This is a genomic window from Catellatospora sp. IY07-71 (assembly GCF_018326265.1).
Lineage (GTDB): Bacteria > Actinomycetota > Actinomycetes > Mycobacteriales > Micromonosporaceae > Catellatospora.
Genome location: NZ_AP023360.1, coordinates 2,718,019 through 2,737,974 on the forward strand (window position 1 = coordinate 2,718,019; position 19,956 = coordinate 2,737,974).

The 19,956-nt window shown below is 73.6% G+C and carries 17 protein-coding genes; 10 read left to right on the forward strand and 7 right to left on the reverse strand.

Annotated elements, in window-relative coordinates; translation table 11 throughout:
* The first annotated feature begins 51 nt into the window (after positions 1-51).
* The 5 genes from rimO to CS0771_RS12325 all read left to right on the forward strand — a co-directional run bounded on the left by rimO (position 52) and on the right by CS0771_RS12325 (position 4,166).
* Entirely contained in the window at positions 52-1,563 is a 1,512-nt protein-coding gene (rimO, locus tag CS0771_RS12305; protein WP_212841092.1) for a 30S ribosomal protein S12 methylthiotransferase RimO, read from the forward strand.
* 10 nt (positions 1,564-1,573) lie between these two features.
* On the forward strand, positions 1,574-2,155 hold the full coding sequence (gene pgsA / locus CS0771_RS12310; RefSeq protein WP_212841093.1) for a CDP-diacylglycerol--glycerol-3-phosphate 3-phosphatidyltransferase: 582 nt from the start codon (positions 1,574-1,576) through the stop codon (positions 2,153-2,155).
* Positions 2,152-3,027: an arylamine N-acetyltransferase gene (locus CS0771_RS12315; protein ID WP_212841094.1), complete on the forward strand. Its 876-nt coding sequence runs from the start codon at positions 2,152-2,154 to the stop codon at positions 3,025-3,027. Before pgsA ends, CS0771_RS12315 begins: the two co-directional genes overlap by 4 nt.
* Complete coding sequence (locus CS0771_RS12320; protein WP_244870746.1) at positions 3,024-3,497, forward strand: CinA family protein; 474 nt, start codon at positions 3,024-3,026, stop codon at positions 3,495-3,497. The genes CS0771_RS12315 and CS0771_RS12320 overlap by 4 nt, the downstream gene beginning before the upstream one ends.
* Positions 3,498-3,707: 210 nt before the next feature.
* The gene (locus CS0771_RS12325) at positions 3,708-4,166 is read left to right on the forward strand and encodes a helix-turn-helix domain-containing protein (protein WP_203742168.1); all 459 of its coding nucleotides are present in this window, start codon (positions 3,708-3,710) and stop codon (positions 4,164-4,166) included.
* 772 nt (positions 4,167-4,938) lie between these two features.
* Here the strand turns inward: CS0771_RS12325 and CS0771_RS12330 are convergent.
* The 3 genes from CS0771_RS12330 to CS0771_RS12340 form a co-directional block, all read right to left on the reverse strand.
* Positions 4,939-5,718 (reverse strand): S-adenosyl-l-methionine hydroxide adenosyltransferase family protein, encoded by a 780-nt coding sequence (locus tag CS0771_RS12330; RefSeq protein ID WP_212841095.1) that lies wholly within the window; start codon positions 5,716-5,718, stop codon positions 4,939-4,941.
* Positions 5,719-5,753: 35 nt separating this feature from the next.
* The gene (locus CS0771_RS12335) at positions 5,754-6,980 is read right to left on the reverse strand and encodes an acyltransferase (protein WP_244870747.1); all 1,227 of its coding nucleotides are present in this window, start codon (positions 6,978-6,980) and stop codon (positions 5,754-5,756) included.
* Positions 6,981-7,089: 109 nt separating this feature from the next.
* Positions 7,090-11,547, reverse strand: a complete 4,458-nt coding sequence (locus CS0771_RS12340) for an ATP-dependent helicase (RefSeq protein ID WP_212841097.1) — start codon at positions 11,545-11,547, stop codon at positions 7,090-7,092.
* 239 nt (positions 11,548-11,786) lie between these two features.
* On the opposite strand from CS0771_RS12340, the gene CS0771_RS12345 reads away from it, so the two are divergent.
* Entirely contained in the window at positions 11,787-12,161 is a 375-nt protein-coding gene (locus CS0771_RS12345) for a hypothetical protein (protein WP_212841098.1), read from the forward strand.
* 448 nt (positions 12,162-12,609) lie between these two features.
* Here the strand turns inward: CS0771_RS12345 and leuE are convergent, their stop codons facing one another.
* The gene (gene leuE / locus CS0771_RS12350) at positions 12,610-13,263 is read right to left on the reverse strand and encodes a leucine efflux protein LeuE (RefSeq protein WP_212841099.1); all 654 of its coding nucleotides are present in this window, start codon (positions 13,261-13,263) and stop codon (positions 12,610-12,612) included.
* A 133-nt stretch (positions 13,264-13,396) separates the two neighbouring features.
* On the reverse strand, positions 13,397-14,629 hold the full coding sequence (locus CS0771_RS12355) for a bifunctional pyridoxamine 5'-phosphate oxidase family protein/GNAT family N-acetyltransferase (protein WP_212841100.1): 1,233 nt from the start codon (positions 14,627-14,629) through the stop codon (positions 13,397-13,399).
* A gap of 47 nt (positions 14,630-14,676) precedes the next feature.
* Here CS0771_RS12355 and CS0771_RS12360 point away from each other — a divergent pair, with 47 nt between their 5' ends.
* Entirely contained in the window at positions 14,677-16,008 is a 1,332-nt protein-coding gene (locus CS0771_RS12360; protein ID WP_212841101.1) for an aminotransferase class I/II-fold pyridoxal phosphate-dependent enzyme, read from the forward strand.
* A gap of 34 nt (positions 16,009-16,042) precedes the next feature.
* On the opposite strand, the gene CS0771_RS12365 is transcribed toward CS0771_RS12360, so the two are convergent.
* Entirely contained in the window at positions 16,043-16,363 is a 321-nt protein-coding gene (locus CS0771_RS12365) for a zf-TFIIB domain-containing protein (RefSeq protein ID WP_212841102.1), read from the reverse strand.
* 84 nt (positions 16,364-16,447) lie between these two features.
* Between CS0771_RS12365 and CS0771_RS12370 the strand changes: the two genes are divergently transcribed.
* Entirely contained in the window at positions 16,448-16,954 is a 507-nt protein-coding gene (locus CS0771_RS12370) for a GNAT family N-acetyltransferase (RefSeq protein ID WP_212841103.1), read from the forward strand.
* Positions 16,955-17,031: 77 nt separating this feature from the next.
* Here the strand turns inward: CS0771_RS12370 and CS0771_RS12375 are convergent, their stop codons facing one another.
* Positions 17,032-17,919, reverse strand: a complete 888-nt coding sequence (locus tag CS0771_RS12375; RefSeq protein ID WP_244870748.1) for a phytanoyl-CoA dioxygenase family protein — start codon at positions 17,917-17,919, stop codon at positions 17,032-17,034.
* A gap of 309 nt (positions 17,920-18,228) precedes the next feature.
* On the opposite strand from CS0771_RS12375, the gene CS0771_RS12380 reads away from it, so the two are divergent.
* Positions 18,229-19,605 (forward strand): MFS transporter, encoded by a 1,377-nt coding sequence (locus CS0771_RS12380; protein ID WP_244870749.1) that lies wholly within the window; start codon positions 18,229-18,231, stop codon positions 19,603-19,605.
* A 4-nt stretch (positions 19,606-19,609) separates the two neighbouring features.
* On the forward strand, positions 19,610-19,810 hold the full coding sequence (locus tag CS0771_RS12385) for a DUF3046 domain-containing protein (protein WP_212841104.1): 201 nt from the start codon (positions 19,610-19,612) through the stop codon (positions 19,808-19,810).
* Positions 19,811-19,956 lie beyond the last annotated feature (146 nt).

Below are 19,956 nucleotides of genomic sequence, written 5' to 3' on the forward strand. Positions count from 1 at the left end.
TACAGGGAAGGCACTACCCGGTATGTCGTGCGCGCCCGGTAGCCTGGTCGGGTGCCAGTAACCTCCCCGTCACCCCACGAATCGTCCGGGTCGCCGCGCCGGGTCGCGCTGCTGACGCTGGGCTGTGCCCGCAACGAGGTCGACTCGGAGGAGCTGGCCGCGCGCCTGGCGGCCGACGGCTGGCAGGTCAGCACCGACGGCGAGGGCGCCGACGTGGTCCTCGTGAACACCTGCGGCTTCGTCGAGAAGGCCAAGCAGGACTCGATCGAGACGCTGCTGGCCGCCGCCGACACCGGCGCGAAGGTGGTCGCGGCGGGCTGCATGGCCGAGCGGTACGGCAAGGAGCTGGCCGAGAGCCTGCCCGAGGCCGCGGCCGTGCTCGGCTTCGACGACTACCCGTCGATCTCCGCCGCGCTCAACGGCGTGATGCGGGGCGACAAGCACGCCGCGCACACCCCGCGCGACCGCCGTGAGCTGCTGCCGATGGCTCCGGCCAAGCGGCGCGACACGGGCGTGATCGTGCCGGGGCACGCGGCGTTCACCAACGACGAGCACACCCCGGCCCACCTGCGGCCCGTGCTGCGGCACCGGCTCGACAGCAGCCCGGTGGCCTCGCTCAAGCTGGCCAGCGGCTGCGACCGGCGCTGCTCGTTCTGCGCGATCCCGGCGTTCCGCGGCTCGTTCGTCAGCCGTACGCCGGACGAGCTGCTCGCCGAGGCCGAGTGGCTGGCCGGCACGGGCGTGCGCGAGCTGGTCCTGGTCAGCGAGAACTCGACGTCGTACGGCAAGGACCTGGGCGACCCGCGGGCGCTGGAGAAGCTGCTGCCGCAGCTGGCCGCGATCCGGGGCCTGGTCCGGGTCCGGGTGAGCTACCTGCAGCCCGCCGAGACCCGGCCCGGCCTGGTCGAGGCGATCGCCACCACGCCGGGCGTCGCGCCGTACTTCGACCTGTCGTTCCAGCACTCGGCCGAGCCGGTGCTGCGCCGGATGCGCCGTTTCGGCTCCACCGAGCGGTTCCTGGAGCTGCTGGACAGTGCCCGGAAGCTGGCCCCGGAGGCGGGCGCGCGCAGCAACTTCATCGTCGGCTTCCCGGGCGAGACCCGCGCCGACTACGACGAGCTGGTGCGCTTCGTCAGCGAGGCGCGGCTGGACGCGATCGGCGTGTTCGACTACTCCGACGAGGACGGCACCGAGGCCGCGACCATGGACGGCAAGATCGGCGCGGCGACGATCCGCCGCCGCTACGACCGGATGCTGTCGCTGGTCGAGGAGCTGTGCGCGCAGCGCGCCGAGGAGCGCCTGGGCAGCCTGGTGGACGTGCTGGTCGACACGGTGGACGAGAACGGCGTGGAGGGGCGCGCGGCGCACCAGGCGCCGGAGGTGGACGGCTCGACGACGCTGGTGAGCGGGGACGGCGGGGTGGATCTGACCGCGCTGCACCCGGGTGACCTGGTCCGGGCGAGGGTGACCGGCACGGAAGGGGTCGATCTCGTCGCGGTGCCGGTGGAAATGATCGACGCGGCTCCGGCCGGTCGGCCCGCTTTGGCCGTGGTGGCTGGTTAGCGTGTCCGCCGTGCAGGAACGTTCACGCCGAGTGCCGCTGCTCAACGCCGCCAACGTTCTCACGGTGGTGCGTATCGTGCTGGTGCCCGTCTTCGTGGCACTGGTGATCGTTTCTGGGATGACCGACGAGCGCTGGCGGATCGCGGCCGCGATCACGTTCGGCGTGGCGTCGTTCACCGACTACGTCGACGGCTGGATCGCCCGCCGCTTCGAGCTGGTGACCTCGTTCGGCAAGGTGGCCGACCCGATCGCGGACAAGGCCCTGACCGGTTCCGCGCTGGTGCTGCTGAGCTGGTACGACGCGCTCCCGTGGTGGGTCACCGTGGTGATCCTGGTGCGCGAGTGGGGCATCACGCTGCTGCGCTTCTGGGTCATCCGGTACGGGGTCATCGCGGCGAGCCGCGGCGGCAAGCTGAAGACCGTGCTCCAGATCGCCGCGATCGCGTGGTACCTGTGGCCGTTCGAGCAGCCGTGGGCCGCCGTCGGCCCCTGGCTGATGGGCGCGGCGCTGCTGGTCACCGTGGTCACCGGGATCGACTACGTGATCGCCGCGATCCGGCTGCGCCGCGGCGCGACCGAGCCCGCCCCGTGATCGAGGAGTACCTGCGCCGCCTCGGCGTGCCCCGCCGTGCCCCCTCGGCGGCGTACCTGCGCGAGCTGCACCGGGCGCACGTGGCCCGCATTCCGTACACCAACATGGAGATCCTGCTGGGCCGGCCGGGCACGGTCGCGCCGGAGCACGCGCTGCGCCAGATCACGACCGGCCGGGGCGGCTACTGCTTCCAGCTCAACGGCGCGTTCAGCGAGCTGCTGCGGGAGCTGGGCTTCACGGTCACCCTGCATCGCGGGTACGTGGTGAGCGACCCGGCGGTCGCCGAGACCGACCTGAACCACCTGGCGTTGCTGGTGCACGGCCTGCCCGACCCGGCCCACCCGGACGGCGTGTGGCTGGCCGACACCGGCCTCGGCGACGCCCTGCACGACCCGCTGCCGCTGCGCGCCGGGGAGCATCCGCAGGGCCCGTTCTCGTACGCCCTGGGGGACACGCTGCGGGCGGAGCCCGGCTGGCGGCTGCGGCACGACCCGGCCGGCTCCTTCGCGGCCTGCGACATCGCCGCCGCGCCGGCCGCGCTGGGCGACTTCGCGGGCGCGCACGAGCACCTGTCCACCTCGCCGCGCTCGCCGTTCACCGGGCTGTTCTCGGCCCAGCGGCGCACCGCCGACGGGGTGCAGATCCTGCGCAGCTGCGTGCTGACCACGCACGACGCGGACGGCCGCCGCGAGGAGCACCTTCCGACGCGTACCGCCTGGCGGGAAGCGCTGGCCGACGTGTTCGGCCTGGCCGACGACGAGCTGGACCGGCTCTGGCCCGACGTCGCGGCCGCCTATGAGAGGTGGGCCGCCGAGCGGGCCGCCGTGCCCGCGCCGCGTGCCGGGGGCGCACCGGTGGGGGAGCCCGCGTGACCGAGCTCGCGGCGCTGGTGGAACAGCTGGTCGCGCGCGGGGAGACGGTCGCCGCCGCCGAGTCGCTGACCGGGGGCCTGCTCACCGCGACCCTGGTGACCGTGCCGGGGGTGAGCCGGGTGCTGCGCGGCGGGCTGGTGGTGTACGCCACAGACCTCAAGCACAGCCTCGCCGGGGTGGACGCGGACCTGCTCGCCGAGCGCGGGCCGGTCGACCCGGATGTGGCACTGGCCCTGGCCAGGGGCGCCCGTGAGCGCTGCGGCGCCGACTGGGGCCTGGCCACGACCGGGGTGGCCGGTCCCGGCCCGCAGGACGGCGTGCCCGCCGGGAGGGTGTACGTGGCGCTCGCCGGTCCGGGCGGGCTCGGCCGGGTACGCGCCCTCGACATCGATGGTGACCGTTCTCACGTACGGCAGGCGGCGGTGGAAAGTGCCCTTGACCTGCTGCGTGATGCTGTCGCCATACCGTGATCTGTTTATTGCCCGGGCGAGGTTTGGGGTCACTGCCGTAGTGTGTATTCCTATGGCGCCGGCCGCCGAGCAAGTTCCGCACCGCCCCGGCGGGGCGGGGTGTCGAAATGGCATGAAGAGAGTACGGTTCTTCTCAGCCGTCGGTGACAACCGGCGGCTGACGGCATATCAGCCGACAGTAGTTACGGGGCACAGTACAGGGGGTGCGACATGGTGCTTCTGCGTCGAGTGATCGGTGATGCCCTCCGTGCCCGCCGCCAGGGCCAGCACCGCACCCTGCGCGAGGTCTCCACGGCCGCGAACGTCAGTCTCGGATACCTGTCCGAGATCGAGCGGGGGCAGAAGGAGGCGTCCAGCGAGCTGCTGACCTCGATCTGCGACGCGCTCGGCGCGCGGCTGTCCGAGGTGCTGCGCGAGGTCAGTGACACGATGGCGGTCGCCGAGCAGGTCGAGGGCGTGCTGACGCCCCCGGCGCCGCGCGGCGTCGACCAGGCGGCCGAGGCGATGGTGCCGCTGCCGCACCGCCCGCGCACCGAGGTGGCCACCGACGGCCAGGTCTCGGTCACGGTCCGGCGCGAGAACCCGCTGCGCACCACGCTGCGGACGACCCGCAACATCCGCCCCGGCAACACGGGCAACACCCGCGGCCGCGAGGTCGTCAGCGTCTGACCCCAAGGAAGGGCACCTTCTTAACGGTTTCCGTAGAGGAAGGGCACCTTCTTAACGCGACGGGTCGACGGCTGCGTTTCGGCACGTCCGCGTGCTCTCGGTGGGAGCGCCTGCTGCGGCGCGTTCCAAGAGCGGGTCTTCCTGCCCCGATCCTCGCGAACGTCTGGCTGCTGAAGCTTGCTCAGGCGCGGCCTTCGTGCCCGTCAGCTTCGCGAGCGGTCGGGTGCTGAAGCTTGATCAAACGGGGCCTTCGTGCCCGTCGGCTTCGCGACGGCCGGGCGGCGATGCCCACGACCCGGACCGGCGACGACCCGGTCGCGGCCTGGTCCCTGGCCCACGGCTTCGCCACTCTCTGGCAGTCCGGCCGCCTGCGCAACCTCGCCCGGGGACACCGACCCCCTGCCCGCCTTGCGCGCCGCCGCCACCTTCCTCTTCCCGTCCCGCCCCTGACCGCCCCGCCCGACCGACCTGCGCCGGCAGCTCGCCCGCTCGGCCCGCTCCCGCGCTCGGCCCGCCTCACGTCGGCGCGGCGACCCCAAGATCGTCTAAGTTGCCTGGCACATGGGCGTATCTTGGCCGCCCATGTGCCCATCTGCCTGGCAACTTAGACGATCTTGGCTGTGACGGCTGCCCGTCGCTGGCCCGTGGGCGGCGCGCGCGTCGATCTTGCGCGAAGTGTTGCCCTTTTATCCGCAAAGAGCGTTTCGCACCCACAGTTCGCGCAAGATCGACGGGGAGAGGGGCGGGAGAGGGTTCGGGGGGAGGGTGGGGGTTAGGAGATGCGGATTATGTCGCCGGGGGTTACGGCGAGCATTACGGCGGCGCGGCCGCCGTTGACGGCGATGGCTACGCGGTCGGCGGAGTCGGCGTAGACGACCAGGCCGCCGGAGGGGGCGTCGGCGAAGGTGGAGCCGCGTACGGCGCGGCAGCCGCCGACGGTGAGGCGGTCGGGGAGCTGTTCGAGGGCCGCGCCGACGGCGGCGAGCTGTACGTTGCCGAAGCGGTCGACCGTCAGCACCTCGGCTTCCAGCCAGCCGTCGCCGAGGGCCACCACGGGGTCGGGGAGCTGGACGAGTTCGTCGAGCGCGACGGCGGGCCCGGCGTCGGCGGGGTCGGCGCCGCGGGCCAGCCGGGCGGCGACGGGGGCGAACACGTCGCGGCCGTGGAAGGTGCGGGACACGTTCGGGGCGAACCAGTCGGCGCTGGCCAGCTCGTACGCCGCGGTGACGCCGCCGAGCGCCTGCGCGGCCCATACCAGCAGGCCGTTGTCGGGGCCGACGAGCAGGCCGCGCGGGGTCCGCAGCAGCACGGGACGGCGGACCGTGCCCACACCGGGGTCGACGACCGCCAGGTGTACGGCGTCGGGCAGGTACGGCACGGTCTGGGCGAGCACGGCCGCGCCGCGGGTGATGTCGCCGGGCGCGATCAGGTGGGTGACGTCGATGATCCGGGCTTCGGGAGCGCCGCGGGCGATCATCCCGTGGCAGGCCGCGACGAACCCGTCCGACAGTCCGTAGTCGGTCGTGAACGAGATGTAGTCGTATCCGGGCATGCCTACGAAGGTAGACCGATCCGGTCCGTTGTCCACTATGGCCGGCGCGGCGCGCTCGCCTCCTCGGCCGAGGCGTCCTCGACTGCCGGTTCACGCGGCGCGGGCACCGCCGCGGACTGCGTATCCGCCGCCTTCTCCGCCTCGGCGGCGCGTCGGGCGGCGGCCGCCGCCGTGCCACGGCGGTGCAGGTTGCGGAACAGCAGCAACACCGGGATCGTGCAGATCAGCGGGCCGATGATGGCCAGCGGCCGGGTCAACCACCAGCCCAGGTCCACGTCGGCGGGCTTGTCCATGTCGTAGCGCAGCCACAGCCAGGTCAGGAACAGGAAGATGGCCATGCCGGTGGTGTGCACCAGGTAGAGCGGCAGCGAGAACTCGTTGATCAGCTCGTTGGCGCGCTTCCAGCGGGGGCGTTCCAGCAGCACCTGCATGCGCGGGCGGAGCAGCTCGGCGAATCCGATCTGGAACGCCAGCAGTGCCACGATGACGAAGGTGGGCGGGGCCATGTTGGAGAAGCGCTCGCCGGGCACGCCGACCATGGAGCCCGGATACAGCCCGGAGCCGACGAGGCCGACCAGCCCGAACAGGCCGGTCCAGAGCAGCGCCCAGTCGTTGCGCCGGGGTGAGTCGACCACGTTCTGGTAGAAGAAGCCCGCCTGGTGGGCCAGGCCCCACACCAGCACCATGTTCAGCCAGCCGATGTCCTCCAGGTCGCTGCCGAAGCGCAGCACGTCGACCATCATCGACGCGCCCGCCAGCCAGACCAGGGCCAGCACCCCGGCCTTGCGGTGCAGCCACAGGCTGACCGGCAGCAGCGCGATCAGCATCAGGTACACCCCGAGGAACCACAGCGGGCTGACCACCAGCTTCACCGCGCGGCCCACGCCGGTGAGGTTGAAGTACGCCCCGATGAGGGAGCCCAGGCCGATCCACAGCAGCAGCACGATCCCGGCGGGGATGAGCAGCTGCCCCATGCGCCGCCCGATGAACGCGCCCATGGTCACCCCGCGGGAGCGGGCCTTCTCCCAGGTGCGCAGGTGCACGAAGCCGCCGATGAAGAAGAACAGCGGCATGACCTGCAGCAGCCAGGTGGCCAGCCACAGCCCCCGGGTGAAGCCGAGCGGGCTGGTGGCGTGCGGGCCGTCGTCGCGCCAGTCCAGGATGGTGAACGCCCAGTGCCACAGCACCACCACGATCAGGCTCAGCGCCCGGAGGAAGTCCACATAGGAGTCACGGCGCGTGGGGGCGGCGGCGACGGTCATGAACCGCAGCATGCCACCGTCCGGACGCGGCTCGCCAGCCCGTATCCGGCATCCCGTTCCCTGGTCTTTCCCTGACCGCCACCTCGGGGTGGCCGGGGCGGGCCGTCGGTCAGCCGCGGATGCGCAGGCCGCGGGGGGTGATGCGGAAGCCGGCCGCCTCCAGCGCCGCGCCGAGGGGGCTGCCGGTGACGGCCTCGCCGTCGGCGCGCTCCACGGTCAGCGCGCCCAGCGCGCCACTGGACACGGCCCCGGTCAGGGCTGCGGCCGCGGCGGCGAGCGCGGTCTCGTCGTCGGTGAAGGAGAGGAGGGTACGCCCACCGCGCTCGACGTACAGCGCCAGCGCGCCGCCGACGAGCACCACCAGCGCGCCCGCCTTGCGGCCCGGCCGGTGGCCCTCGGTGGTGTGCGGCCACGGCAGCGCCGCGCCGTAGGGGTTGGCCGGGTCGGTGGCGGCCAGCACCAGCGCCTTGCCCGCGCCGTCGCGCTCGGTGTACGAGCGCAGCCGGTCCACCGCCCCCGGCAGCGCGAACTGGGCCGCGCCCAGCCCTTCGACGAAGTAGCCGCGCCGGGCCGCGCCGCGCTCCTCCAGCGCGGACAGCACCGGATACACGGCGGCGAACCCGCCGGGCTGGTTTTCGGCGGCGACCGCGCCGCGGGTGACCACACCGTGCCGTTCCAGCAGCGCGTCGGCGAGCGCGGCGGCGCGGGCGGTGGGGTCGGTGTCCCGCGCGCCGAGCACGTGCCAGCGGCCCGCCGCGCTGGGCAGGTGGGCCATGCCGCCGAGCGCGGAGGAGAGGGACCGCCCGCCGGTCAGGCCGGGCCGCCGGTAGCGGGCGCGGCCCGGGGTCGGCTTGGCCCGGTGCGCGCCCCCGCCGCCGGACAGCAGCGCCCGCACCGGGGCGAGCGTGTCGTTGCTGACCAGCCCGGCCCAGACCAGGTCCCACACGGCGGCCAGCAGGTCGGCGTGCTCGGCCGCGGCCCGCTCGGCGAGCTGCCGGAAGAACAGCGCCCCGCCGCCGAGGCTGTCGAGCACCGCCTCGTGCACCGGGGTCAGCGCGAGCTCCGCCGGGGGCGGGAGCAGCAGCGGGGCCGCGTCGGCGAAGGCCAGCACGACCCAGCCGTCGCTGCCGCCGATCGCGCCCGCCCCGGCCCACACCACCTCGCCGGTGGCGCACAGCTCGTCCAGGTAGGACGGCGTGTAGTCGGCCACGCGGCCGGGCAGCACCAGGCGTTCCAGCGCCGAGGCGGGCACCGGCACGCCCTGGATCTGGTCGACGGCGGCGGCGACCGCGTCGATGCCCTCGCTGCGCCGCCCCACATGCTGCCAGGCGGGCAGGAAACGGCCGAGCACGTCCGGCGGGACCGGCTCGATCTCCTTGCGGAGCGCGGCCAGGCTGCGGCGGCGCAGCGTACGCAGCACCTCCGCGTCACACCACTCGACGAAACCGCCGTCGGAGTGGGCGGTGAACTCGCCCGAGACCAGGCGTCCGGAGGCCGCCAGCCGGTGCAGCGTGTGCTCGACCACGGCCACGCCCAGCCCGAACCGCCGGGCGCAGTCGTCGGCCCGGAACGGGCCGTTGGTGCGCGCGTACCGCCCGATCAGGTCGAGCAGCGGGTCGGCGACCGGCGCGGCGTACGCGGCAGGCAGGCCGGGCGGCAGGGCCACGCCGAGCGCGTCGCGGTAGCGGCCCGCGTCCTCGGCGACGATCCAGCGCTCCTCGCCCGCCACCCGGACCGCGAGCACCCGCCCGGCGCGGGCCAGCGCCACGACCCAGTCCGCCTCGGCGCCCCGCTCGGTCATCTCGTCGTGGGTCAGGTCGCCGAGGCGGCGCAGCATCTCCACGGTGTCCTCGGCGTCGCGGACCCGCCGGTCGGCCCAGCGCAGCCGCAGCGCCGTCTCCGCGATCACCGCCGGGTCGAGCAGCTCGCGCAGCTCGATACGGCCCAGCAGCTCGCCCAGCAGCGTCGGGTCCAGCGCCAGCGCGGCGGCCCGGCGCTCGGCCAGCGGCACGTCCTCGCCGTACAGGAACGCGCCGACGTAGCCGAACAGCAGCGAGCGGGCGAACGGCGACGGCTGCGGGGTGGACACCTCCACCATACGGATCTTCCGGGCGGCGATGTCGCGCATCATCGAGGCCAGCGACGGCAGGTCGAACACGTCGCGCAGGCACTCCCGCGCCGCCTCCAGGGTCACCGGGAAGTCGGGGTAGTCGCGGGCCACGTCGAGCAGCTGGGCGGCCCGCTGGCGCTGCTGCCACAGCGGCTGGCGGCGGCCCGGATCGCGGCGGGGCAGCAGCAGCGAACGCGCCGCGCACTCGCGGAACCGGGACGCGAACAGCGCCGAGCCGCCGACCGTCTCGGCCACCAGCGACTCGATCTCGTCGGCGTCGAACGCGAACACGTCCGCCGCGGGCGGCTCGTCGGCGGTCTCCGGCAGCCGGACCACGATCCCGTCGTCGGCGGCGTGCACCTGCGCGTCGACGCCGTACCGCTCGCGCAGCCGCTGGCCGATGGCCAGCGCCCAGGGCGCGTTGACGGGCGCGCCGAGCACGTTGTGCAGCACGATGCGCCAGTCGCCCAGCTCGTCGCGGAAGCGCTCGACCAGCACCGTCCGGTCGTCGGGCAGGTGCCGGGTGGCGGCCCGCTGCTCCTCCAGGTATGCCGTCAGGTTGCTCTTCGCGGCCTCGTCGAGACTGTCCAGGCTGGCCGGGTTGCGCAAGAACGCGCCGAGCGCCTTGCCCAGCGCCACGGGGCGGCCCGCCTGGTCGCCCTTCCAGAACGGCAGCCGGGCGGGCTGGCCGGGGGCGGGCGAGACCAGCACCCGGTCGGGGGTGATGTCCTCGATGCGCCACGAGCTGGTGCCCAGCGCGAACACGTCGCCCACGCGCGACTCGTACACCATCTCCTCGTCCAGCTCGCCGACCCGGGACGCCTTCTCGGAACCGGCGAGGAAGACGCCGAACAGGCCGCGGTCGGGGATGGTGCCGCCGGAGGTGACCGCCAGGCGCTGATTGCCGGGGCGGCCGGTGAGCAGGTCCGCCGCGCGGTCCCAGACGATGCGCGGGCGCAGCTCGGCGAACGCGGTCGACGGGTAGCGCCCGGCCAGCATGTCCAGCACCGCGTGCAGCGCCGACTCGGGCAGCGCGGCGAACGGCGCGGCCCGGCGTACCAGCGCGGCCAGGTCGGCGACCGTCCACTCGTCCAGCGCGGTCATCGCCACGATGTGCTGCGCCAGCACGTCCAGCGGGCTGTGCGGGAAATCCAGCGGCTCCAGCCGCCCGGCCGTCATCCGCAGCGACACCACCGCGCAGGACAGCAGGTCGCCGCGGTGCACCGGGAACACCACGCCGCGCGAGACCGCGCCCACCTGGTGCCCGGCCCGGCCGACGCGCTGCAGCCCGGCTGCCACGCTCGGCGGTGCGCCGACCTGCACCACCAGGTCCACGGCGCCCATGTCGATGCCTAGTTCGAGGCTGGAGGTGGCGACGACGGCGGGCAGCCGGCCCGACTTCAGCTCCTCCTCGATCTGCTTGCGCTCCTCCTTGGACACCGAGCCGTGGTGGGCGCGGGCGAGCTGCGGCGGTGCGCCGTACCCCGTGCCGGACTGGGCGATGATCTGGGCGGGCGGTGGCACGGGCTGCACCACCCGCTCGGCGGCCAGCTCGTTGAGGCGCGCGCAGAGGCGCTCGGCGCCGCGGCGGGAGTTGGCGAAGACGATCGTCGAGCGGTGCGCTTTGATCAGCTCGTACACCCGCTCCTCGACGGCGGGCCAGATCGAGGCGCGGCGCGGGCCCTCGTCGTCGGCGTGGCCCTCGTCGAGCGCGGTCATGTCCTCGACCGGGACCTCGACGCTGACCTCGATGGTCTTGGCGGTCTTCGGCTGGACCACGGTGACCGGGGCGGCCCCGCCCAGAAAGCGGGCCGCGGTCTCCACCGGCTCGATCGTGGCGGACAGGCCGATGCGCTGCGCGGGCCGCTCCAGCAGCGCGTCCAGGCGCTCCAGGGACAGCGCCAGGTGCGCGCCGCGCTTGGTCGCGCTGACCGCGTGCACCTCGTCGACGATCACCGTCTCCACGCCCCGCAGGGACTCCCGTGCCTGCGAGGTGAGCAGCAGGAACAGCGACTCGGGCGTGGTGATCAGGATGTCCGGCGGGCGGCGCTGGAACGTGCGCCGCTCCTCGGCGGGGGTGTCGCCGGTGCGCATGCCCACCGAGATGTCCGGCTCGGCCAGGCCCAGCCGGGCCGCCGCGTGCCTGATCCCGGTCAGCGGGGTGCGCAGGTTGCGCTCGACGTCCACGGCCAGCGCCTTCAGCGGGCTGACGTACAGCACGCGGCAGCGGCGGGTCGGGTCCGCCGGCAGCGGCTCGTGGGCCAGCCGGTCCAGCGCCCACAGGAACGCCGCCAGCGTCTTGCCCGAGCCGGTAGGGGCCACCACCAGCGCGTTCGCGCCCGCGCTCACGGCCTGCCAGGCACCGGCCTGGGCCGCGGTGGGCGCGGCGAAGGCCGCGTCGAACCAGGCCCGTGTGGCGGGCCCGAACTCTGCGGCGGCAAGCGCGGGAGCATTCATCACCGACCATCCTGCCCGCCCCCACCGACATTCGCCCGGCGGGAACAGCGGGGACCGCGTCGAGTGTTTTACCTGGCACCGACGGGTGAGTCCGCCGGCTGTGGCGTTTGCCACGCCGACGCTCGGGTACGCCCAGAGGATGAGACGGAGCGGATGTGAGGGTTGCCCGGATGCGCCCGAATCACGTACCGTCTTGCTCACGATGAGTAACACATCGAACACGGTGTGCGGAGGGTGATATGACCGAACGACAGACCGCACCGGCAGCCGACAGGAAGAACGGCCGCCATGAGTCCGACGTCCTGCTGCGCCAGCTCGACGGGCACCTCGCCCGCCTGCAGGCCGACCAGCCCGGCCACACCGGCCACGAACTCGCGCTGGCCGAGCGCATCGCTCATCACCTGCGCGCGCTGATCCGCGAGACGGTGCGCGCCAGCGCCGTCGACCGGGCCCGCGTCCGGGCGGCCGTGCACTACTTCGTGGTCCGCAACCGCGACGCCCGGCACCCGCACAGCCACGCGCGCCCCGCGCACGTGGACATCTGGGTGGTCAACGACATCATCCGCGACCTGGGCCGCCACGACCTGCTCATCCCCGAGCCGTCCATCGCCTGACCCGCCCGCCTCCAGCGTTCCCGGCCGGCTTCGACGCCGACCGTTTTTGCTGCCCTTTGGCGGGGTGGCGGTGCTGGGCCGTGGTTATCCGCCAGTGACGTCGGCCTGTCACATCGGCCTCGGTCTCGTCCGGGGTGATGTGGTGGGCCGACGGCTGTGTGGCGGGATGGGGCGGTGCCCTTCAAGACCGGCGCCGAGGGTGGAGATCGGTGCTTCGCGTCGCAAAGTGCGGTCACACCTTGGTTTGGACAGTAACTCGCGATCATTCCGGGCGCAGTTGGCCCGATTGGCCCGGTCTGGGTTCGGCCTGCCGATTCGTGATCGGTGTTTCGTGTCGGAAGGTGGGGCTGGGCCTCAGGTTTGGACACCGGACAGCGATCTTCGTCGGGTGGGGTGGCCGTGGGGCCGGCCGGTGGCGGGGGAGTCGAGCAGGGCCGGGCGTTGCCGGTTAAAGGGACGAGGTGGCCAGTTTGACGCCGAAGCCGACGAAGAGGGCGCCGACGGCGCTGGTGCCGGCGGCGGCCAGGCGGCGCCTGCTGCGGAAGGTCGCCGCGAGGCGGTTGCCGCTGAAGATGAGCAGGCTGAGGTAGAGCGCGCTGCAGAGCTGCACGATGATCGCCAGCAGCACGAACGACGCCGCGGGGTAGGCGTACCCGGGGTCGACGAACTGGATGAAGAACGAGACGAAGAACAGGATCGCCTTCGGGTTCATCAGGCTGATGGTGAAGGCGCGGCGGAACGCGTTCTCGGCCTTGGGCTCCGGCTGCGCGGCGGACGTCTCGGGCCGGCCCGCGGCCCGCTCGCGCCAGCTGCGTACGGCGCTGATCACCATGCGGATGCCCACGTAGCCGAGGTACGCCGCGCCGGCGTACTTGACGATCATGAACAGGGCGGGGACGGCGCGCAGCAGTGAGGCCATGCCGGCCGCCGAGACGAGCATCAGCACGCCGTCGCCGCAGAACACGCCGAGCGCGCCGCGGTAGCCCTGGCGTACGCCGCGGCGGGCGGCGACGGCGAGCACGTACATCGAGTTCGGTCCGGGCAGCAGCACGATCGCGATGGTGCCGAGCACGAAGGTCCACAGGTCGCTGATGCCGAGCATGTGGCCATCCTCTCTCGTAAGGAGCGAAATGCGTGTCGGCCGTTAGGTCGAGGTGTGGCGTGTGCTGTGTCACCTGGGAGAGGTTAAGAAGGGCACCTTCTACTACGCATAGCGTTAAGAAGGTGCCCTTCCTTTACTGAAGGCGCTGGCGGGCGGTGGGCCAGTCGGTGGCGAGCATGCTGAAGGTGACCGTGTCGCGCCAGGTGCCGTCGGGGCGCAGGCGGTGGTGGCGGTGTACGCCCTCGCGGGTTGCGCCGAGGCGGGCGATGGCGGCCTGCGAGCGCTCGTTGCGGTGGTCGGTGTGCCATTCGACGCGCTCGCAGCCGAGGACGTCGAAGGCGCGTTCGAGCAGGAGCAGCTTGGACTCGGTGTTGACGCCGGTGCGCCAGGCCTTACGGGCCAGGAACGTGTGGCCGATGCCGAGCTGGCGGTGCTTCGGGTCGATCGCGTAGTACGACGTGGTGCCGAGGATCTCGCCGGTGGCGGTGTCGCGCTGCACCCAGGGGACGCGCTCGCCGCGGTGCTGCATGTCCAGCGCGATCTCGACGAACGGGGCCAGGTCGGCGGGGGTGTGGGGGGTGCTGCGGCTGAGCCAGCGCCATACCTCGTCGTCGCCGCCGACAGCGGCGAACAGGCCGTCCACGTGGGACAGGTCCAGCGGCTCCAGGGTCACCCGCTCGCCGCGCAGGACCACCGGCTCGAACCACGGGCCGCGCTCCAAGCCCAGGTAGTCGGGGACGGGCACGGTGACGCCGGGGGCGGGCTCGGCGCGGCCGGGCTCCACACGCAGGGGGAGCACACCCGCCCAGTACGGCAGGTCGAGGTCCTCCTCGTCGTCGCCGGCGGTGCCGGTGCGGGCGCGGACGGAGACCTCGTCCAGCGGCAGGGCCAGCAGGGCGGTCTGGGCCAGCTCCTTCGCCGACGGCGGCCGGGTGCGCGCGGCGTGGCCGGAGCCGATCTTCTCCGCCAGCGCGGTGAACACGCGCAGCTTCTCGGCCTCGTCGGTGACCAGCTCGGCGGTGCCGTGGGCGATCACCGAGCGGTAGTTGGCGCTGTGGTGGAACTGCGAGCGGGCCAGCACCAGCCCGTCCAGGTGGGTCACGCAGGCGGCGACGCGCAGGCCGCCGCGGGCGCCCAGGCCCATCCGGCCCCCGCTGGAGCCGTGCAGGTAGAGCGTGTCTCCCACGCGCACGTGCAACGTAGGCAGGACGCGGGGCTCGCCGTCGAGCACGAAGGAGAGCGTGCAGTGCCACGCCTCGTCGAGGATCGCGTGCGCGGCGGCGCGGTCGTAGGACATGCGCTCGCGCATACGCAGCGCGGTGGTGCGCGGGGTCCGGGGGTACGCGGACGGCTCGGTGCCGGCCATGTCCGCCTCCTTGACTCGTCGTAATGTACTAGTACATACTTGACTTTGTGGCAGTACGATATCCGATCACCGGTGGCACGGCAACGGCGATAGCCGCGTCCGTGGAGGAGGGGGTGCGCGGCGGCGGCCTGGCCCCTGGCGACGCGCTGCCCAGCGTGCGGGCGCTGGCCACCGAGCTTTCGGTCAGCCCGGCCACCGTCGCGGCGGCCTACCAGCGGCTGCGCGACCGGGGCATCGTGGTCACCGCCGGCCGCCACGGCACCCGGGTCCGCCCGGTCACGCCGATCGCCACGGGCCGCGCGCGCCGGGCCGTGCCGCTGCCCGCCGGGGTGCGCGACCTGTCCGACGGCGAGCCCGATCCCGCGCTGCTGCCCGGACTCGCGCCGGTGCTGCACACCGTCGCCGCCGAGCTGGCCGCGGGCCAGGCCGCCCCGCTGCGGTACGCCGACGGCGGGCCGCTGCCCGAACTGCTCGCGCACGCCCGCACCCGGCTCCCGGAGCTGCCCGGCGATGCGGCGTACACCCTGGTCAGCGGGGCTTTGGACGGGCTGGACCGGCTGCTGGAGGCGCGGCTGCGGCCCGGCGACCGGGTCGCCGTCGAGGACCCCGGCTGGGCCGCGCTGCTCGACCTGGTCGCCGCGCGCGGGCTGGTCCCGGTCTCCATGCCGGTAGACGACGAAGGGCCCACCGAGCAGGGGGTGCGTGCCGCGCTGGCCGCCGGGGCGCGCGCCGCGATCGTCACGGTGCGCGCGCAGAACCCGACCGGCGCCTCGGTGAGCGCCGCCAGGGCCGCCGCGCTGCGGCCGCTGCTGCGCGACGTGTTCGTGATCCAGGACGACCACGCCGGGGAGCTGGCCGCGGTGCCGCTGCATCCGGTCGCGGCCGGCCCGGCCTGGGCGTTCCTGCGCAGCGCCAGCAAACCCTACGGGCCCGACCTGCGCTGCGCGGTGCTCGCCGGGGACGCCGAGACGGTCTCCCGGGTCGAGGGGCGGCTGCGGCTCGGCGCGGGCTGGGTCTCCGGGCTGTTGCAGCGCACCCTGCTGGGGCTGTGGACCTCATCCGCGGTGGCCGCGGAGATCGCCGCCGCCGGGCGGGCGTACGACGAGCGCCGCGGCGCACTGCTCGCGGCCCTGCACGCGCGCGGGGTGGCGGCGACCGGGCGCACCGGCATCAACGTGTGGGTGCCGGTGCCGGACGAGACCGGCGCGGTCGCGTCGCTGCGCGACGCCGGATACGCCGTCACCCCCGGCCATGTCTTCCGCACCGCCACCGGACCGGGCATCCGCATCACCGTGGCCGCCCTGCGGCCGGAGGAGGCCCCGGCGCTCGCGGCCGCGGTGGCCGCCGCGGTCCACCCGCACCCCGCCGCCCTGCGCTGACGGCGAGCGCGGCGGCGGGGCGGGCGGTGGCGGGTCAGCCGAAGAGGTCGTCGAGGAAGGACTCCTGGCGCTTGTGGTGGCCGTGCCCGTGGCTCTGGCCGTGGTGCTTGTCGTAGCGGGGGTACTCGCCGGAGTCGTGGTCGCGGTACCCGTGCTGCTGCGGGTGGTGCTGCTGCGGGGGAGGGCTGCTGTGCTGCTGCCGGCTGCCGTGCCAGGCGTTCTCGGCCTGGGTGAGGCGCTCCAGCTCGCCGCGGTCGAGGAAGATGCCGCGGCACTCGGTGCACTGGTCGACGGTCACGCCGTTGCGCTCGTACTGCCGCATCTGGCCATGGCATTTCGGGCATGTCATCTGCATACGGCCGAGCCTAGCGAGCGCTGTCCAGAGTCGATCATGGGTAATCCGGCGGCCGGGACGCGGACCGCGCCGTACGGTGGCGGCATGACGACGTTGCACGGCGAGCGGGTGGCGCTGCGCCCGGCCGAGCCCGCGGACGTGGACCGGCTCGCCGAGATCCGCGCCGCCCCGGAGGTGCGCGTGCGCTGGCAGGGCGACGACCTCGCCGCGGAGATCGCCGCCGACCTCGACGACCCGGATCTGGAGCTGCTCGTGGTGGAGCACGACGGGCAGGTGGTCGGCGCGATCCAGTGGACCGAGGAGAGCGATGCCATGTACCGGCACGCGGGCATGGACCTCTACCTCGACCCGGCCGTGCACGGGCGCGGGCTGGGCTCGGACGCGGTACGCACGCTGGCCCGGCACCTGATCGGCGAGCTGGGGCACCACCGGCTGGTCATCGACCCGGCGGCGGACAACACCGCGGCGATCGCCTGCTACGCCAAGGTGGGCTTCCAGCCGGTGGGCGTGATGCGCCGCTACGAGCGCGGCCCGGACGGCACCTGGCACGACGGCCTGCTCATGGACCTCCTCCCGGAGGACCTGCGCTGACGCGTACCGGCCGGAAATGAGGATCGCCGCCCCGGGTCCGCACCTGCGGACCCGAGACGGCGATCGACGTCTGACGGCTAGCGACGCAGCCAGGGGAAGGACGAGTCGAGCAGACCGCGCTCCTTGAGGTCGGTGTACAGCGGGACCTCGTCGGGGAAGTAGCCCCACGCGTGGTCGCCGCCGTCCACCGGGTCGTCGATCCGGCCCTCGAGCGCGCCGACCAGCTGGCGCTGGACCGGGTTCAGCCGCGCCACGTGCTCGGCCGCCGGCCGCTCGTCGCGGGTGGCGATCCAGCGGAAGGTGTAGCCGAAGAAGACCGCCTTGCGGGTGATCTCCGAGTAGTTGTTCGAGCGCGCGTGCCAGATGCGGCGGTCGAAGAAGACCGCGTCACCGGGGTGCACGCAGACCTCGATGGCGCCGGCCGGGTCGGGCCACTCGATGTCGCGGCTCGGCGGGCCGTCGATCCGGTTCATCTTGTGGCTGCCGGGCACGACCTTGAAGTTTCCGCGGCCGGGCTCGGACACGTCCGACAGCCAGAACGCAAGCTTGACCGACAGGCGGGGGCGCGGGTCGGTCTCCAGCTCGCCGTTCTGGCGGCCGCCGTCCTGGTGCCACTCGAAGCGGTAGGGCTTCGTCTGCTTGATCGGCGGGTGCACGTCGAGGTGCGAGTGGTACACGTGCACGTTCCAGCCGATCATCGACCAGACGAGCGGGAACACCGCGGGGTGGTCGACGAGGCCGTTCAGCTCGGGGCAGCTGGCGACGGCGCTGAGCTTGTGCAGCGAGGCGTCCGCGCCCAGCTTGCCGACGGCCTCGTGCTCGGCGTACACGCGGTCGACGGCGGCCGCGTAGTGCGCGACCTCGTCGGGCGACAGCACGTTGCGGACGATCAGGTAGCCGTCGCGCTCGAACTGCTCACGCTGCTCGGCGGTCATCGCCTGAGGCGTGACGGGGGTGATGGTCACGGGATGGTCCTCCCCGATCGGCTGGGTGGCGCGGCGACGCGTCGCCCAGTGGCTCTTTCCGAAGGGGGCAGCGGCGCTGCCTCCTTCACAGGACGTTCCAGCGGGGCCGGGAGTTGCCAAACGTGCCGCGGTCTGACCGGACGGTTGAGGCCTGGTCGGGGGTCCCGGCGGACGTGGCCCGTACTGGGGGTTTTTGTTCGGGGACGACGATACCCGAGTCCTTCTCAACCGGCCGGGCCGGTGCGAACGACGTCGATCAGGCAAGGTAGGTGTCGCGTCCTCGCCCCTTACACCCCCGGGAGCCCCCTCATGGCGCCGAACGTCGCCGCGTACGCCGCGGTGCAGGCCAGAACCATCCGGCTGCTCATGGTCGTCGAAGTCGTCAGCGGCCTCGGCGTGGCCATGGGCATCTCGGTGGGCGCGCTGCTCACCCGCGAGATGGCGGGCACCGCGCTGTCCGGCGCCGCGCAGAGCGCGGCCGTGGTGGGCGGCGGCATCCTCGCCCTGCCCGCCACCGCGCTGATGAGCCGGTACGGCAGGCGCCCCGGCCTGGCCCTGTGCTACCTCACCGGCGCGGTGGGCGGCCTCGGCGTGCTCGCCTCGGCGCTGCTCGACTCGATCCCGCTGCTGTTCGTGGGCTTCTTCCTGTTCGGCGCGGGCAGCACGGCCAAGCTGCAGTCCCGCTACGCCGCCACGGACCTCGCCGAGCCGCAGCGCCGCGGACGGCAGCTGTCGCTGGTCGTGTGGTCCACCACACTCGGCGCGGTGGTCGGGCCGAACCTGGCCGCCCCGCTCGGCGGCGTGCTCGCCGGGTCCGGCATCCCGGTGCTGGCCGGGCCGTTCGCCTTCGCGGCCGCGTCGTTCGGGGTCAGCGCGCTGCTGCTCACCGTGTTCCTGCGCCCCGATCCGCTGCTCCTGGCCCAGACGGGCGGCACCGGCGGACCCGCCACCGCGCCGCCCGCGACGGCGGCCGCACCCGGCCCGGTGGCCGGGCCCGCCACGGCCGTGCCGGAGGCCGCCGCCATGGCCGCGCCCACTCGTGCCGAGGGCGACGGCGGCCGCTCCGGGCAGACGCTCGGCGCGGCGGCGCGGGCGGTGCTGGCGTCGCCGCCGGCCCGGCTCGGCATGGCCGCGGTGGCGCTCGGCCACCTGGTCATGGTCGCGGTCATGGCGATGACGCCGGTGCACATCGGCGAGAGCCACAGCGCCCCGGACACCCTGCGCATCGTCGGCTTCGTGCTCAGCCTGCACGTGGCCGGCATGTACGGCCTGTCGCCGGTGGTGGGCTGGCTGGCCGACCGGGCCGGGCGGGTGCCGGTGATCCTGGGCGGGGTGGTGCTGCTCGTCGCCGCCTGCGCGGTGGCGGGCACCGCCGGGCACGACACCGCCCGGCTCACCGTGGCGCTGGTCATGCTCGGGCTGGGCTGGTCGGGCACCATGGTCGGCGGCTCGACGCTGTTCACCGAGTCGGTGCCGCTGGCCGTCAAGGCCCGCGCGCAGGGCCTGTCGGACCTGGTCACCGGGCTGGCCGGGGCGGGCGCCGGGGTGCTGTCCGGGGTGGTGGTGGAGCTGTCCGGGTACGCCGTGCTGACGCTGCTCGCCGGGCTGAGCACGATCCCGCTGATCGCGCTGGCGCTGCGCCCGACCACGCTGTCCGCCGTGGCGGACCTGAAAGTGGCAGACTAGCCCGATGCGACGGACCGACTTCTTCGAACGGCTGCGCGAGGTGTTCGGGCCCGCGTACGCGTCCAGCGTCGCCGCCGACCAGGTGCTGCCCCAGCTGGGCGGGCGGACGATCGACAGCGCCCTGGCCGACGGCGAGGAGGTGCACCTGATCTGGCGCGCCGTGTGCGACCACTACGCCGAACGGGTGCCCGCACGCCTGCGGTAAGCGGCATTAAGTCTGCGGACACGCCTACGGCGTGGCAGGATGGCGCTCGTACACATGTTCGGCTATCGTCCTGACCAGTGCTCCGGATAACGCGTCCTTGTCCACAGCCTGGCGTGCCCGCATCGCCTTTGTCGGACCCAGCGCCT

Excerpts from the sequence above, each read along its gene's own strand:
- CS0771_RS12325 (WP_203742168.1), top strand. The coding sequence starts at position 3,708 with ATGGTGCTTCTGCGTCGAGTGATCGGTGATGCCCTCCGTGCCCGCCGC.
- CS0771_RS12330 (WP_212841095.1), bottom strand. The coding sequence starts at position 5,718 with ATGCCCGGATACGACTACATCTCGTTCACGACCGACTACGGACTGTCG.
- CS0771_RS12335 (WP_244870747.1), bottom strand. The coding sequence starts at position 6,980 with ATGACCGTCGCCGCCGCCCCCACGCGCCGTGACTCCTATGTGGACTTC.
- CS0771_RS12340 (WP_212841097.1), bottom strand. The coding sequence starts at position 11,547 with ATGAATGCTCCCGCGCTTGCCGCCGCAGAGTTCGGGCCCGCCACACGG.
- CS0771_RS12345 (WP_212841098.1), top strand. The coding sequence starts at position 11,787 with ATGACCGAACGACAGACCGCACCGGCAGCCGACAGGAAGAACGGCCGC.
- leuE (WP_212841099.1), bottom strand. The coding sequence starts at position 13,263 with ATGCTCGGCATCAGCGACCTGTGGACCTTCGTGCTCGGCACCATCGCG.
- CS0771_RS12355 (WP_212841100.1), bottom strand. The coding sequence starts at position 14,629 with ATGGCCGGCACCGAGCCGTCCGCGTACCCCCGGACCCCGCGCACCACC.
- CS0771_RS12365 (WP_212841102.1), bottom strand. The coding sequence starts at position 16,363 with ATGCAGATGACATGCCCGAAATGCCATGGCCAGATGCGGCAGTACGAG.
- CS0771_RS12370 (WP_212841103.1), top strand. The coding sequence starts at position 16,448 with ATGACGACGTTGCACGGCGAGCGGGTGGCGCTGCGCCCGGCCGAGCCC.
- CS0771_RS12380 (WP_244870749.1), top strand. The coding sequence starts at position 18,229 with ATGGCGCCGAACGTCGCCGCGTACGCCGCGGTGCAGGCCAGAACCATC.
- CS0771_RS12385 (WP_212841104.1), top strand. The coding sequence starts at position 19,610 with ATGCGACGGACCGACTTCTTCGAACGGCTGCGCGAGGTGTTCGGGCCC.